At 70.6% G+C, this 14,862-nt stretch carries 12 protein-coding genes; 9 read left to right on the top strand and 3 right to left on the bottom strand.

Annotation, left to right across the window (positions count from 1 at the left end):
• Positions 1-24: 24 nt before the first annotated feature.
• Both NBZ83_RS00060 and NBZ83_RS00055 read right to left on the bottom strand, forming a co-directional pair.
• Positions 25-1,698: a FadD3 family acyl-CoA ligase gene (locus NBZ83_RS00060; protein ID WP_261567328.1), complete on the bottom strand. Its 1,674-nt coding sequence runs from the start codon at positions 1,696-1,698 to the stop codon at positions 25-27.
• 65 nt (positions 1,699-1,763) lie between these two features.
• Positions 1,764-3,116 carry a thiamine pyrophosphate-binding protein gene (locus NBZ83_RS00055; RefSeq protein WP_261574091.1) on the bottom strand — a complete coding sequence of 451 codons (1,353 nt, stop codon included), beginning with the start codon at positions 3,114-3,116 and terminating at the stop codon, positions 1,764-1,766.
• 250 nt (positions 3,117-3,366) lie between these two features.
• On the opposite strand from NBZ83_RS00055, the gene NBZ83_RS00050 reads away from it, so the two are divergent.
• On the top strand, positions 3,367-4,479 hold the full coding sequence (locus NBZ83_RS00050) for an acyl-CoA dehydrogenase family protein (RefSeq protein WP_261567330.1): 1,113 nt from the start codon (positions 3,367-3,369) through the stop codon (positions 4,477-4,479).
• A 66-nt stretch (positions 4,480-4,545) separates the two neighbouring features.
• Here the strand turns inward: NBZ83_RS00050 and NBZ83_RS00045 are convergent, their stop codons facing one another.
• Positions 4,546-5,358: an enoyl-CoA hydratase-related protein gene (locus NBZ83_RS00045; protein ID WP_261574090.1), complete on the bottom strand. Its 813-nt coding sequence runs from the start codon at positions 5,356-5,358 to the stop codon at positions 4,546-4,548.
• A gap of 365 nt (positions 5,359-5,723) precedes the next feature.
• Between NBZ83_RS00045 and NBZ83_RS00040 the strand changes: the two genes are divergently transcribed.
• The 8 genes from NBZ83_RS00040 to NBZ83_RS00005 form a co-directional block, all read left to right on the top strand.
• Positions 5,724-6,431, top strand: a complete 708-nt coding sequence (locus NBZ83_RS00040) for a GntR family transcriptional regulator (RefSeq protein WP_261567332.1) — start codon at positions 5,724-5,726, stop codon at positions 6,429-6,431.
• Between the two features lie 896 nt (positions 6,432-7,327).
• Positions 7,328-8,542: an ABC transporter substrate-binding protein gene (locus NBZ83_RS00035; RefSeq protein WP_261574089.1), complete on the top strand. Its 1,215-nt coding sequence runs from the start codon at positions 7,328-7,330 to the stop codon at positions 8,540-8,542.
• Positions 8,543-8,674: 132 nt separating this feature from the next.
• Positions 8,675-9,325: a TetR/AcrR family transcriptional regulator gene (locus tag NBZ83_RS00030; protein WP_261574088.1), complete on the top strand. Its 651-nt coding sequence runs from the start codon at positions 8,675-8,677 to the stop codon at positions 9,323-9,325.
• Between the two features lie 197 nt (positions 9,326-9,522).
• Positions 9,523-10,338: a mycofactocin-coupled SDR family oxidoreductase gene (locus NBZ83_RS00025; protein ID WP_261567335.1), complete on the top strand. Its 816-nt coding sequence runs from the start codon at positions 9,523-9,525 to the stop codon at positions 10,336-10,338.
• Positions 10,335-11,789: an aldehyde dehydrogenase gene (locus NBZ83_RS00020; RefSeq protein ID WP_261574087.1), complete on the top strand. Its 1,455-nt coding sequence runs from the start codon at positions 10,335-10,337 to the stop codon at positions 11,787-11,789. Before NBZ83_RS00025 ends, NBZ83_RS00020 begins: the two co-directional genes overlap by 4 nt.
• Before the next feature lie 106 nt (positions 11,790-11,895).
• Positions 11,896-12,318, top strand: coding sequence for a Zn-ribbon domain-containing OB-fold protein (locus tag NBZ83_RS00015; RefSeq protein ID WP_261567337.1), 423 nt, complete (start codon positions 11,896-11,898; stop codon positions 12,316-12,318).
• A gap of 73 nt (positions 12,319-12,391) precedes the next feature.
• Positions 12,392-13,687 carry an amidohydrolase family protein gene (locus NBZ83_RS00010; protein ID WP_261567338.1) on the top strand — a complete coding sequence of 432 codons (1,296 nt, stop codon included), beginning with the start codon at positions 12,392-12,394 and terminating at the stop codon, positions 13,685-13,687.
• A 72-nt stretch (positions 13,688-13,759) separates the two neighbouring features.
• A partial coding sequence (locus tag NBZ83_RS00005) for a CaiB/BaiF CoA transferase family protein (protein ID WP_261574086.1) occupies positions 13,760-14,862 on the top strand: 1,103 nt, incomplete at its 3' end.

The raw sequence follows: 14,862 nt of genomic DNA, 5'->3' as shown, positions 1-14,862 counted from the left end.
ATCGGGCGGCGGCCCGGCGGCCGGTCAGGCGCCCGCCGATGGGCCGCGGGCCAGCCGGGCGCGGATGCGCAACGCGACCTTGTCGACCTTGCCGGTCGCGTTGAGGGGGAGGGCGTCCACGAGTTCGAGGTACCGGGGGACCTTGTAGTTGGCCATCTGTTCCCGGGCCCAGCGGAGAAACTCGTCGGGGTCGATGGTCGCCCCGGCGAGGGGGACGAGGTAGGCCAGGCCGACCTCGCCGAGCCGGTCGTCGGGCACCCCGACGACCGCGATCTGGGCGACGTCCGGCCGCTGCCCCAGCACCGCCTCGATCTCCGCCGGGTAGGCGTTGAATCCGCCGACGATGAACATGTCCTTCTTGCGGTCGGTGATCTGGATGTAGCCGGCCTCGTCGAGGATGCCGATGTCGCCCGAGCGCAGCCAGCCGTCGGCGTCGATGGTCTGCGCGGTCGCGTCCGGGTTGTCGAGGTAGCCGCGCATGACGTTGTAGCCGCGGATGAGGATCTCGCCGGGTTCGCCGGGCGGCAGCGGGTTGCCGTCGTTGTCGACGACACGCACCTCGACGCCCGGGATGGCCCGGCCGGAGGTGCGCGCGACCGTGGCGGGATCGTCGTCGTGCCGGCACATCGTCGCCGTGCCCGTGGTCTCGGTCAGGCCGTAGCCGGTGAGGACGGTCTCGAGGTTCAGCTCCGCGCGCATCCGGCGGACCAGCGTGACCGGCACGGCGGCCGCCCCCGTGACGGCCAGTCGCAGGCTCGACAGGTCGTAGCCGGACCGGTCGGCGGCGAGGATCGTCTGGTAGACCGCCGGTGGCCCGGGCAGCATCGTGATGCGCTCCTCGGTCACCCGGCGCAGGACCGAGGGGACGTCGAACACCGGGTGCGGCACGAGGGTCGCGCCGACGAGTAGGCAGGCGAGCAGCCCCGACTTGAGCCCGGCGCAGTGGAAGAACGGGTACACCAGGAGGTAGCGGTCGCCGGGCCGCAGGCCGACCACCTCCGCCCACGCGGTGTAGACGCCGGTCGAGGCGCCGTGCGTCAGCATCGCTCCCTTGGGCGCCCCGGTCGTGCCCGAGGTGAAGACGATGTCGCTCAGGTCCGCCGGGCCCAGGGCCTGGGCCCGGGACTGCACCTCGCGGCTGAGCGCCGGGTCGCCGGAAGCGAGATCGAGGAAAGCCGACCAGCTCGGCACGCCGGGTCGGCCTTCGCCGCGCAGGGCCACGATCTTCCTCAGCGCCGGCAGGTCCGGCTCGTTCTGAACGATCCGCACGTAGTCGACGCCCAGGAAGTCGCCGACGGTGAAGAGGATCTCCGCCCCGGACGAGCGCAGGACCGCCGCGGCCTCGGGCCCCTTGAACCGGGTGTTGACCGGCACCAGCACCGCGCCCGCCTGGTAGACCCCCAGCGCGGTGGACACCCACTCGTGGATGTTCGGGGCCCAGATCGCCACCCGGTCGCCGGGCCGGACATCGCTCGCGACCAGTGCCGCGGCCACGCGCGCGGCCTGATCGGCGAGGCCGGCGAACGTCAGGCGGATGTCGCCGTCGACGATCGCCTCGTCGCCGGGCCAGCGGCGGGCCGCGGCCGCGAGAGCGGCCGGAATCGTCGGCGGGACCGCCTGGGCGGACGCCGCCGCCAGCGGCTCCGCGGTGTCGGCTGCTCGGGGATCGGCTGCTCGGGGAGTCGCCGCGCTGGTCATCCGCTGTGGCCTTTCGTCGGGTGGGTGGGGGCGCCGACGGCCGTCGGCCGGGAACGGCACCGCAGTCACCGGATATCGGGGCTGGTGGAGCTCGCCGCCGCGGCCGGTCCTCGCCAGGCGACGACCGGGCCGGCGGCCTCGAGCAGCGCCGTGGTCGCGGAGTAGTCGACGGGTACCTCGAGCACACTGACCCCCGGCCGGGCCAGCACGGCGGCCAGGCGCTCCCGGTGCTCCTGGGCGCAACGCAGGCCGCCGCGCCCGCCCCAGACCTCCACGACCACCGTGCCGGGCGCGGACGAGGCCCACTCCAGCAGGGTCGCCACGGCGCCGGAGCGGGGTGGTTCGTCCAGCACGGCGACCCCGACCCCACCCGGGCGCAGGGCCGCGGACAGCGCGCCCGCCACCGCCACCCCGGCAGTGCCGGCAGCCGGCACCCGCGCGCTGCCGAAGCGGGTGGTGGGCAGTGCCCGCGCCAGCCACATGCCGGCGGGACCGGGTTCCACCCAGACCGAGGCGTTCTCCGGCAGCACCGCGGCGATGTCGGCTGCCGCCCGCGCGGGATTCAGCGGAGCGTTCTCCAACGGGTACAGCGGTTGCGCGACGGCTCCAAGCTCACGGTAGAGGCGGCCGCGTTCCCCCCCGACCGGTACCCGGGCCCGGAAGGTGCGTGCCGCTTCACCCAGGCCGTCGACGGCCACGCCGATGGCGCGTCCGGGATCGAAGCCCGCGGCGGCGAACAGCGCGTCGGGACATTCGTCGGCGTCGACCCCGATAGTCAGGATGACGGCGTCGGGATGGGCCCCCGCGAGGACCAGGTCCTGCTCCTGGAGACATCCGGTGCCGAGATGGAAGGGGCTGTCCCAGCGGAACAGCCCCTTGGTGGTGAAGGTGTTGAGCACCCCGACGCCGGTCCGCTCGGCGAAGGCGCGCACCGCCGGGGCGCCGCCGGTGCGGAAGACCCCGCGGCCGACCAGGGCGAAGTCGACGAGCGTCACGTCCGAGCAGGGACCGGCGGTGCCACTCGGGGTCAGGCGGGCGGCCAGGGAGGGGTCCGCGTGGTCGTCAGCGCTGTCGTGGCGGGCGCCGACGAGGTCGGAAAGGTCGAACTCGAGCCTGACGGCCAGTCCGCCCGCGCCGCGGCGGCGCGCATCCGCCACCGCGGCGAGGAGCGCCTCCGCGGATGCGACCCCGGTCGGTTCGCCGAGCACGACCGGCCGGGAGAGGAGGGTGAGAACCTCGCCGTCGAGCACGGCGCCGAGCCCGGCGCCCATGGAGCCCTCGGCCTCGGCGAGGAGTAACGCGCTGGCCAGGTCGGGCGCCTTGTAGCAGGGCAGGCCGGTCGCCGGCCCGTCCGGGCCGCCGTGCGGTGTGACGAGGTAGGGGACGCCGAGTCGGCGCAGCAGGTCTCCGAAGGCCATCTGGGCTCCGCCTCCCGTAGCGTGACAAGTACTTTATATATAAAATCCATTATGACACCCGATCGACTGGCGACGGGACTTCCGTTCACCCGCCGAAGGGCGGCTGGATCTACCGAAGGAGCGCCATCGCCATCGCCATCGCCGTCACCGTCCGCCTCGGCCCGTTCGTGATCCGGGCACGCCGCCGCAGACGCGACGGCCGCCCGTGCACCTCGGCCGCGGTCCGTCAGCCATTGCGTGTGGAGGTCTTGTGAGCCTGTCGTTCAGCGAGGAGCGGGAGGAGTTGCGCGCGGTCGTGCGCTCGTTCCTCGAGGCATCCTCACCCGAAAGCACCGTCCGCACGCTGATGGAGACGGCCGACGGGTATGACCCGCGGGCGTGGGAGGTGATGGGCGGGCAGCTCGGCCTGCAGGGACTCGCCCTCCCGGAGGAGTACGGCGGGGCCGGCTTCGGGTTCGCGGAGCTGGGGGTGGTGTTCGAAGAGATGGGCCGGGTCGTGTTCGGCTCGCCCTTCCTGGCCACGGTGCTGGCCGGCCAGGCGATCCTGCGCATCGGGGACGACCGCGCCGCCGCCGATCTGCTGCCCGGGATCGCGAGCGGCGAGACGATCGCGACGCTTGCCGTCCAGGAGGCGAACGGAGACTGGGACGAGGCCGCCGGGACGACCCGGGCCACGGCCAGCGCCGACGGTTGGCGGATCGAGGGGACCAAGATGTTCGTCCTCGACGGCTGCGCCGCGGATCTGCTCGTCGTCGCCGCCCGAACCGGGGCCGGGGTGGGCCTGTTCACCGTCGACGCGGCCGCGCTGGGGCTGCGCCGCACGCCGCTGGCCACTCTCGACCAGACCCGTAAGCAGGCCCGGGTCGACTTCGACCACGTCAGCGCCCGCCTGCTCGGGGCCGAAGGCCAGGGCGCCGCGGTCGTGGAGCAGATGCGCCAGCTCGCCGTGGTCGCGCTCGCCGCCGAGCAGGCCGGAGGCGCCGCCCGGGTGCTGGACATGGCCGTGGCATATGCCGGAACCCGGATGCAGTTCGGCCGCCCGATCGGCTCTTTCCAGGCGATCAAACACACGTGCGCCGACGTGCTGATCGAGGTCGAGTCGGCGCGGTCCGCTGCGTACCAGGCGGTCGCGGCCGCCGCGGCGGGCGACCCCGAGCTGCCCCTCGTCGCCAGCCTGGCCGCGGCGTACTGCTCGGACGCCTACGTGCATGCCGCTGCCGCGAACATCCAGATTCACGGCGGAATCGGCTTCACCTGGGAGCACAGCGCCCACCTGTTCTACAAGCGGGCGACGAGCTCGCGGTTGATGTTCGGTGATCCCGCCTCGCATCGCGAACGGGTGGCCCGTCTCCTGCCGGTCTGAGCCTGCCCGGCGGCCGGCCGTCCCCGGGCCGCCGCGCGTCGAGGTCGGCGACGCTCCGCCGGGGTTTCAGCCGCGACCGCGGGACCGGAGACGGTCGCGCAGTTCGATCAGGTGCTCGGTGTATCCAGGTCGGGTGACCGACCACTCCTGGGCGGCGAGCTCGAGCTCCGCCGCCTGCGCCGGGCTCGTCACCGCACGGCCGGCGCGCAGCGTGCTCTTGGTCCGGATGACCAGGTCACGTGGCCGACCCGCCGCGCGCCGGGCGAGGACCAGCGCCGTCTCCAGCAGATCGTCGTCGTCGACGCAGCGCCAGGCCAGCCCCGCGGCGGCGGCCTCCTCGCCGGTCAGCCGATCCCCACACAGCACGAGCGCGGCCGCGCCCTGCTCGCCGACCCGACCGGCCAGACGCCACAGGTGCCCACCGCCCGGATGGATGCCGACGTCGAGGAAACGCGGGTCGAACGAGGCGGACGGCGTGGCGAGCACGACGTCGCAGGCCAGCGGCAGGTTCACGCCGGCACCGATGGCCGCCCCGGCCACCGCGGCGATCGTCGGCACGGGAGCATCCGCCAGCCGCTGAAAGCCGGCGTAGGAGTCCCGGAGCGGGACGACCGGGCTGATCAGATCGTCCAGACTGCCGCCGGAGCAGAAGACGGGCGGGCTGGCCGTCAGGACCATCGCCCCCGCCCCGGCAGCCAGGGCGGTGTCGACCGCCCCGGCGAGCGCGGAGCTCATCGCGGGCGACAGTGCGTTGCGACGCTTCGGGTCATCCAGGCGCAGGATCGCGACCTCGCCGGTGTGCTCCACGGTTACCAGCGCCCCGGGCTCGCCAGTGCCCGCCGGGTTGTCTGCGTGCTGGGTGGTCAGGGCGGCCTCCATGGGCGGGATCGAGTCTCACTATGTATCGAATATATATATTCGCCTGGTCTGCGGCGTGGCCCGAGGACTTCTTCTCGACGGGCCACGTCGAGAAGAACGATGTCGGATGCCGGAGCGGAAGCTGAGCGCGTTGCGTCACGGGGTGTTCTCCGGCCAGTCCGAGAAGCCGCGGATCTTCGTGCTGCTTTTGTGCCTTCAGGTCGGGTGGCGACTCGCCGACCGGGTGCGGCCGGCTCCGAAGGTGACGCCAAGCACACGGAAAGTGCTTGGATACAAGATATGATAACCATGTGAGCCCGACGTCCAGCCGCAGCTCGAAAGCGCGCCATGGTTCCGGGGTGGCCCGAGCCGCCAAGATGACTGCCGTGACCGGGCCCGGCTCGCTACCCGCCCCCGACAATGCGCTCGTGCGTCTGAGCAGTGGCGAGCAGGTCGCGCTCTACATTCGTCGCCTGATCTTCGACGGATTGCTGCGCCAGGGCGATCGCATTCCCCAGGACGCGATTGCGGCGAAGCTGGGTCTGAGTCGCATCCCGGTACGAGAAGCGTTGCTCAGCCTGGAACGGGAAGGGTGGGTCACCATCAGGCCGCACCGGGGTGCCTTCATCGGGGCCCTGGACGAGGGCACCATCCGGGATCACTACGAGCTCTACGGGCGCTTCTACAGCTTCACGGTGATCCGAGCCGCCGAGCGGGGCGCCCCGGAGCAGCTTGATCGACTCATCGAACTGCAGAGGCAGATCATGGCGGCGGCTGGTCCGCTGACCACCTGGCGGCTCAACTGCGCCTTCCACGGCACAGTCGTGGACATGGCCCGGTCTCAGCGCCTACGTCCGCTGCTGGGTGCTCTGTCCGGTGTGGTGCCGGGAAACTTCTTCGAACTGGTGCCCGGTTCCATGGACCTCGAGAAGAAGGGCTCGGCGGCGATCGTTCGGGCCCTGCGCCGTGGCGACGGGGACCGGGCCGCGCAGGCGTACGTGACGATGATGCGTGGTCATGGCGAACGGGTGATCGCGCTGTTCCGTGAACGCGGCATGTTCCCCGCCGACAGTGGCATCCGGGCGGCTGGTTGACCGGCCCCGACGGCTCTCGCGGGGATACCGCCGCGGGGCCGCGGAGCCGGTGGCCCCGCGGCGGGAGCTCGTCGCGATCCATCCGGCGGTGACCCGGTTGCGGTCAGGACCGCGGGTGCCCAGGAGCCTGCTGGCGCGGGTATTGAATATTATATATATTTCAACCAGTTGGTCGTGACGTCGGCGGTCCCGGCGATGGAACCCTCTGGGTGGGACGATGTGGACAGACATGGTTGGCCGACGGGCCGGGCCGGACCGGATGATGGTGTCCCGCAGCCCGCTCCCGGATCGATGCCGGGCGGCCCGGACCGGTGAACCGCGCCGTGCCGGTCGGCCAGGCCGTGGATCAGGCGACCGCGCCCGTCCGAAGCCTGGCCAGAGGCGTCGCGCTGGCCGCCGCGGATCATCATGAGGTGGTGACGGCGTTCATGGAGCATCGACGGCCGCCTTTGCCCGGGAACTGCGGCCCGGGAAGCGGCCCGGGAACCGCGCTGGCTGACTTCGGCGACGCCGGGCCGCCGGCCTGATGCGGAGGCGTCCGCGCAGTTGTGAAACTATCGCTTTTTCTCATACGGTCATAGCGATTTCAGCAGACAGTAATAACGATCCCGCAGTTAGTGCCCGCGACGCTCGGGAAGTCGGCAACCTCTGACTACATCAAAACAATTTCCGGTTGGCATGTTCGCGAGGACCCTAGGATCCGGAAGAGTCGTCCATAATGACCTGACTGCGCTGTGCGGAAGCCAGCCGGAATTCTGGGAGGCCGCATGCGGCGAAACCCGTCTGACCGCCTTGGGAATAGATTCGTGATGCGATTATGTCCGATTTGCGAGCCGGGATTCCGGTGTGGAGCGAAGGCGGGCACGGCCCGGCGGCGGAAGACCAGGGCGGTCGCCATGGTCGTCGTGTCCGTGCTGCTCGGCGCCGGCTGCTCGGCGGCATCGGACAGCGTCGGCGCCGCGGCGTGCGGGACTCCGGGCTTCAGTGCCGACACGGTGAAAATCGGCTTCGTATATCCCGACTCCGGAGTGCTCGCGAAGGCGTTGGGCTCGGCGCGCAGCGGTGTCGATGCGCGGATAGCGGAGGCCAACGCGGCCGGCGGCGTACATGGTCGGCGCCTCGCCCTCGACTGGCGCGACGACGTGGGTGATCCGGCTTCCAACGCCCAGGTCTCCCGTGATCTCGTCGCCCACAGCGGGGTCTTCGGCCTGCTCGAGGCCACGACGGCCGCCTCCGGCGGAGCGCAGTACCTCGCCGGTGAACAGGTGCCGGTGGTGGGGCTGCCGGCCGAGAACGTCTGGACCGAGAAGCCGAACATGTTCGCGCCCGTCTACCTCACCAGCGCCGGCCCCTCGGTCGACACGTTCGGTCGCTATGTCGCGGCCCAGGGCGGCACCAAGGCCGTCATCATCGGAAACGACCTCGACGCGGCGGCGACCGGAATCAGTGCGAAGCTGAAGGAGAGTCTTGCCGCGGCCGGGGTACAGCTCATCCCCGGCACCTTCCTTTACAACCACACCGTACCCGATCTGGTGGGACTGGCCAGAAAGATACGTGACTCCGGCGCCGATGCCGCCGTCGGTGCGATTTCGGGTCAGGGATGGGCGGACATCCTGGGCAGCATGGGAGCCGCGCGGTCTCAGTTGAAGGTCGTCCTCGGGGCGACGGGATACACGCGTGCGTTGCTGGACCAGTCCGGTCGGGCGCTGGCCGGTGTCTCCATTTTCCTCAACTATGTGCCGTTCGAGGCGCACACGAGTGGCCATCAGCGCTATCTCGAGGCCATAGCCCGCTACGCCCCGGAAATGACGTCGGCCGATGATGAGATCGCGCTGCTCTCCTATGTCGTCGCCGACATGTTCGTGGCGGGTCTGCAGGCGGCCGGTCCGTGTCCGACCCGGAAAAGTTTCATGACCGCGCTAAGCGGACTTAAAGGTTATGACGCGGGGGGAATACTGCCCGGCCCGATCAATCTGGCGCAGGGAAACCAGAAGGTTGGCCTGTGCTACTCCTTCGTTCGGGTCAATCAGCAGGGAAATGGTTTCGACATCGTACCGCCGCCCAATGCAACACGGCCGTCGCAGACGCAGTGGTGCGGGTCTGCCCTGTAGGACCAGGCGATTTGCTGGGTGGGGGCGGCCACCGGGACCGGAGTCCCACCGCGTGCGGCGAACTGTGGCATCCTTGTCGGACACACGTCCAGTAATCTCGGACGGACGTCCGGATCGGAGTTGAGCCACCCCATGACCGACGCGCCGGCGGCAGCCGTGCCCACTGCGGACGGCTACCAGACGTTTCCATGGTCACCGAACCAGCAGGCGGTGCGGCTGCGTATCGCACATGCGGCGGCGCGCCTGGTGGCCCGGGAAGGCCTGTCCGCCTGCACGATCCGATCGGTCGCCGAGGAGTCCGAGCTCAAGAAGAGCACCGTGCACTACTACGTCCGCGACTCCAACGAACTCGTCGACCTCGCGGTGCTCACCCTTCTTCAGCAGCTCGCCGACCAGATGAAGGCGCGCATGGACGAGGCGCCCGATGGCCCGGAAGCTCTCTGCGTCCTGGTACGCATGTTCATGGGTCGCGGTGCGCACACCGTCACGCTGTCCGAACCCACCCCGCTGAAGAACCCTATGCTGTGGTCCGACTACACGACGCACGCGTGGTCGCGGGGCGCCGGCGCCGCGGTCGTCACCTGCTTCGACACCTTCGGTGCGCTGTTCGAGGCGGCGCTCGCCCGCTGCGAGGTCGCCGGCGGCGCCGAGCGAGCCCGGGCCATCCATCTTTACCTGCTGGGTGCGGTGCAGCGCAACATCCTGAGTCCGCTGCCTCCGGCGGAGGTCGCCTGGGCCGTCTCCGCTCTGGCCGAGGTGCGTCTTGACCCGGGTCGGTGCTGACCCACCAGCTCCGCACCGTGCCTGGGCAGGATTCACTACACGCAGAATCGCGGATGTTATATACATGATATATTCGACTTGGCAGTCGAGAGGGGTGTGAAGACCGGTACCGCGGCGTCGGAGCGGCGGCGGGATGGGCGGACGGTGCTGGCCCGCTCGGTCCGGTCACCCCGTCGCCCTTTTGGAGTGTGAAAGACGTGGCACAGCAGCGGTTCGCAGGCAAGGTCGCCGTCATCACCGGCGCGGCCAGAGGTCAGGGCCGGGCGCTCGCCGCACGGTTGGCGCGGGAAGGCGCCGACATCATCGCGCTCGACATCTGTGCCCCGGTCGGGTCGCTGCCGTACGAGGTGGCCACCGCCGACGACCTGGCCGAGACCGAGAAGCTCGTCCGTGACCTGGGCCGCGAGATCGTCGCCCGGCCGGTGGACGTCCGCGATCTCACCGGGGTGGAGGAGGCGGTCCGCGACGGCGTCGAGGCGCTCGGCCGGATCGACTACGTCGCGGCGAACGCGGGCGTCATCAGCTACGGCCGGGTCTGGGAACTCACCCCGGAACAGTGGCGAACCGTCGTCGACATCAACCTCACCGGCGTGTGGCACACCGTGCGGGCCACGATACCGACTCTGATCGAGCAGAAGACCGGGGGCGCGATCGTCATCACCAGCTCGGTCGCCGGGGGCAAGGGCCTGCCGTTCATGGGCCACTACGCGGCGTCGAAGTACGGCGTCGTCGGTCTCGCGCAGGTGCTGGCCAACGAACTGGGGGAGCACGACATCCGGGTCAACACGATCCATCCCTGGGGGGTCCACAGCGGGATGAGCGAGGGTGACCACGCCCTGCACACGATGGTCGCGCAAAATCCGCACCTGGGCCCGATCTTCACGTCGTCGCTGTCGGGCACGCCGATGTCCACCGAGGAGGTGGCCGGCGTGAGCTCGTTCCTGTTCTCGGACGAGGCCCGGCACATCACCGGCGTCGCTCTTCCCGTCGACTTCGGCACCCTCGCCCGATGACCGCCGTCGAGCCGGCCCGCCGCACCCGGCTCTACATCGACGGGGCCTGGCGGGCCCCCGCGTCGGACGACCTGGTGGCCGTCGTCGGCGCCGCCACCGAGGAGCCGGTCGGCTGGGTGCCGGCCGGCTCTCCGACCGACGTCAACGCGGCGGTCGCCGCGGCCCGCCGGGCCTTCGACGAGGGCCCGTGGCCGGCGCTGACCGGTGCCGAGCGCGGCGGCTACCTCCGTCGCCTCGCCGCCGCCCTCCAACCGCGCGCCGCGCAGATCGCGGCGACGGTCGCCGGGGAGAACGGCTCGCCGATCACCTGGGCGATGAGCGGCCAGGCCTACTCGCCGATCGCGCTTCTCGACTACTACGGGACGCTCGCCGACCGGGAGGGCGAGGCCACCCGGCCAGGCCGTGGCACCACCATCACGGTCCGCCAGGAGCCGGTCGGCGTCGTGGGGGCGATCGTCCCGTTCAACGTGCCGTTGATGATCGCGGTGGCGAAGCTTGCGCCCGCGTTGGCCGTCGGCTGCACCGTGGTGGTGAAGGCCCCACCGGAAGCACCGCTGTCGTTGTTCCTGCTTGCCGACGCCGCTGTCGAGGTCGGGCTGCCGCCGGGCGTGCTGAACATCGTCACCGGGGGCGCGGAGGTGGGCGAGCATCTCGTCCGTCACCCGGGGGTCGACAAGATCAGTTTTACCGGGAGCACCGCCGTCGGGGCGCGGATCGCGGCCCTGTGCGGCGCGGACCTGCGCCGGGTGGTGCTCGAGCTGGGCGGCAAGTCGGCCTCGATCGTGCTCGACGACGCCGACCCCGCCGCGATCGCCACGGGTCTGCTCGACGTGGGGATGACCAACAACGGCCAGGCCTGCGCTGCCGCGACCAGGGTGCTCGTGCCGCGGGCGAGGCACGACGCCGTGGTCGACGCGCTCGTGAAGGCCGTCGGCAACCTGGTGGTCGGGAACCCGCTCGACCCGGCCACCGACATCGGGCCGCTGGTCACCGAACGTCAACGGGGCAAGGTGCTGGGCTACGTCGAGAGCGGGCTGTCCCAGGGAGCGCGGCTCGCCGTCGGGGGCGGGCGGCCCGCCTACCTGGAGCGCGGGTGGTTCGTCGAGCCGACGGTCTTCACCTCGGTGACCAACGACATGCGCATCGCCCGCGAGGAGATCTTCGGTCCCGTGCTCAGCGTGATCAGCTACGAGGGCGGCGACGCCGAGGCGGTGCGGATCGCCAACGACTCGCCGTTCGGGCTGGCCGGCTCGGTCTGGACCGCCGACCCGCATCGCGGCCTGGCGGTGGCCCGCCGGGTCCGGACCGGGAACTTCGGCATCAACCGGGTGGGGATCGATCTCGCAGCGCCGTTCGGCGGCTTCAAACAGTCCGGTATCGGCCGTGAGTTCGGGCCGGAGGCGCTCGACCACTTTGTGGAGATCAAGACGATTGTCGGCGTCCCGGACTGATGACGGCCGCGCTGCTTCCCGAGCCCTTCCCGCAGCCGTTGCCCCCGGGCCGGGTGGCCGCCAGCCTGCCGTCCTGCGGCCACATTGCGTAGAGGGGAACCGGTTCGTGATCTTGAAACCCCAGGTGGCCGCAGCTCCCAGCGCGGCGGCAACCGAACGCAGTCGTCCCTTCTGGACCGGCTGCGACGCAGGCGAGCTGCGCTTCCAGCGCTGCGACGGATGTGGCGCCGCCGTCTTTCCGCCCTCGGGAAACTGTCGATCCTGTCTCGGTGGCGACCTGCAGTGGGTCGCCAGCAGCGGGCATGCGGTGCTCTACAGCTGGACGGTCGTCTGGCGACCGGTGACGAAGGCCTTCGAGGCGCCGTACGTCCCCGCGATCGTCGACGTCGACGAGGGCTTTCAGATGCTGACCAATCTCGTCGGGCTCGAACTCGAGGACATCGTCGCGGCTATGCCGCTACAGGTCACGTTTCACCGGGTGGACGGCGCGCTGACGCTGCCGTACTTCATGCCGAGGGCCCGAGCCTGACCGAGCCGTCCCGTCGACGCCCCGCGTCGCGCCTGGCGTCACCAGCTCAATCACATCCAGTCTGGAGGAACCGATGAACCCCGAGGATCTCATCCTGGTGAGCGTGGACGATCATATCGCCGAGCCGGCCGATATGTTCGACGCCCACGTGCCGGCGAAGTACAAGCAGTTCACGCCGCGGGTCGTCGAGGAGTCGAACGGCACCCAGCAGTGGTATTACGGTGACCGGCGCGGCCGGAACCTGGGTCTCAACGCGGTCGCGGGCAAGCCGCGGGAGATGTTCAACATCGACGCAAGCAGCTACGACGAGATGCGACCGGGCTGCTTCAACGTCCACGAGCGGGTCCGGGACATGAGCGCCGGCGGTCAGCTGGCGGGCCTGAACTTCCCGAACTGGACGGGGTTCTCCGGACAGGTTCTCAATCAGGGGCCGGACCGCGACGTCAATCTCGTCATGATCAAGGCGTACAACGACTGGCACGTCGACGAATGGTGCGGGGCCTACCCGGACCGGTTCATCCCCTGCGGCATCCTCCCGCTGTTCGACGTCCAGGAGGCAGCCAAGGAGATCCACCGGCTGGCCGGCAAGGGCGTGCATGCGGTGACGTTCTCGGAGAACCCCGAGGCGCTGCAGATGCCGAGCATCCACACCGACTACTGGTACCCGTTGTTCAAGGCGGCGAGCGACGTCGGAACCGTGCTCTGCCTGCACGTCGGATCGTCATCCCGGTCGACGTCGTCCATGGCGTCGACCGACGCGCCGCCGAGCGTCGCCATGTCGATGTCGTCGCTCATGTCGACGTTCTCGCTCATCGAACTGATCTGGGCCGATTTCTGGGAGAAGTTCCCGGACCTCCGGTTCTCGCTGACGGAGGGCGACATCGGCTGGATACCATACTTCCTCTGGCGTTCCGAGCACGTTCAGCGCCGCCATTCCGGCTGGACGAAGGCGACCTTCCCGGCCGGGATGAACGGCCCGAGCGATGTCTTCCGCAAGCACATCCTGACCTGCTTCATCAGTGACACGGTCGGCCCTCGCCTCCTCGACTGGTTCAACACCGACCACGTCTGCTGGGAGTCGGACTTCCCCCATTCCGACACCAACTGGCCGTCGGCTCCGGAGGATGTCATCGCGAATCTCGGCCACCTCCCCGACGAACTGATCAACAAGATCACCCACGAGAACGCGATGAAGCTCTACCAGTTCGACCCCTTCTCGACCCGACCCCGCGAGGCGTGCACGGCCGGCGCGTTGCGGGCCGAGGCGACCGACGTCGACGTCGTGACCCGGGTCGGCCACGAGGCCAGCGAGCGTGACCTCCAGGCGTGGAAGGCCATGACCTCGGCCGGCCGGCGGACGTCGAGCTGAGTGGACGGCCGGCCTCCACAACCGTCGCCGGCGCCGCGCCCGGCCCACGCACCGTCCCAGGAAGGAATCGCCATGGACTCCGGCCCCCTTGCCGGCATCCGCGTTCTCGAGGTGGCCACGGGAATCTCGGGCCCGTACTGCGGCAAGCTGCTCGCGGACGCCGGCGCGGACGTGGTCAAGGTCGAGCCCGCGGCGGGCGATCCGCTGCGCTCGTGGAGCGCGTCGGGCGCGCCGACGTCGGGTCGTGGGGCCCTGTTCCGGTTCCTGAACACCTCGAAGCGTTCCGTCGTCGGTGACCTGGACACCCCGGCCGTCGACGAGCTCGCCGCCGCCGCCGATCTGATCATCGTCGACGGCGGCGTCGAGGCCGGACGCATCCGGGAACTGCACGCCGCCCACCCGGGCGCGGTGGTCGTCTCGCTGACGCCGTTCGGGTTGACCGGGCCGTGGCCGGACGCCGATCTCCCGACCACCGAGTTCGTCCTGCAGGCGATCTGCGGCTCGACCGCCTGGCGGGGCCTGCGCAGCACACCGCCGCTGCAGGCGGGCGGGCGGCCCGGGGAGTGGGTCACCGGCGTCTACGGCGCCGCCGTGGGACTGGCCGCGCTGCGGGGTGCGCGCCGCGACGAGCGCGAGCACAGTGAGCGCCGGGGCGACCTGGTGGACATCTCGATGTTCGAGTGCATGGTCGTCACGATGGGCGGCCTGACCGCCGTCGGCGCCGCCGTCATGGGCAGCCGGCCGGCGCCGCGCAGCCTCGAGCTGCCCTCGATCGAGCCGACCTCGGACGGACTGGTCGGCTTCTGCACGATCACCGCGCAGCAGTTCCAGGATTTCCTGATCCTCATCGAGCGCCCCGACCTGCTCGCCGACGAGAACCTGGCGACGATGCCCGGGCGGACGGCCCGGCGCGAGGAGTTCCTCGCCGCCGTCCACGCCTGGACCCTCAAACACACCACAGACGAGATCATCGAAAGCGCCTCCGCACTGCGGATTCCGGTCGCGCCCATCGGCGCGCCGGACACCGTCACCTCCATCGATCAGTTCGTGGCGCGCGGCGCGTTCATCCCGCATCCCGACGGGACCTTCCAGCAGCCTCGGGTGCCCTACCGGATCGGCGAGTTCAGCGGCCGCGCGCTGGAGCCCGCCCCGGAGGTCGGCGCCGACACGGGCGC

The sequence above is a fragment of the Frankia gtarii genome (assembly GCF_025403375.1).
Lineage (GTDB): Bacteria > Actinomycetota > Actinomycetes > Frankiales > Frankiaceae > Frankia > Frankia gtarii.
Note: the sequence above shows the minus strand (reverse complement) of the source record. Positions and strands in the feature narration are given on the sequence as shown.

Coding starts and splice junctions, on each gene's coding strand:
- NBZ83_RS00045 (WP_261574090.1), bottom strand. CDS start 5,358: ATGGAGGCCGCCCTGACCACCCAGCACGCAGACAACCCGGCGGGCACT.
- NBZ83_RS00030 (WP_261574088.1), top strand. CDS start 8,675: ATGACCGACGCGCCGGCGGCAGCCGTGCCCACTGCGGACGGCTACCAG.
- NBZ83_RS00010 (WP_261567338.1), top strand. CDS start 12,392: ATGAACCCCGAGGATCTCATCCTGGTGAGCGTGGACGATCATATCGCC.
- NBZ83_RS00020 (WP_261574087.1), top strand. CDS start 10,335: ATGACCGCCGTCGAGCCGGCCCGCCGCACCCGGCTCTACATCGACGGG.
- NBZ83_RS00035 (WP_261574089.1), top strand. CDS start 7,328: ATGGTCGTCGTGTCCGTGCTGCTCGGCGCCGGCTGCTCGGCGGCATCG.
- NBZ83_RS00060 (WP_261567328.1), bottom strand. CDS start 1,698: ATGACCAGCGCGGCGACTCCCCGAGCAGCCGATCCCCGAGCAGCCGAC.
- NBZ83_RS00055 (WP_261574091.1), bottom strand. CDS start 3,116: ATGGCCTTCGGAGACCTGCTGCGCCGACTCGGCGTCCCCTACCTCGTC.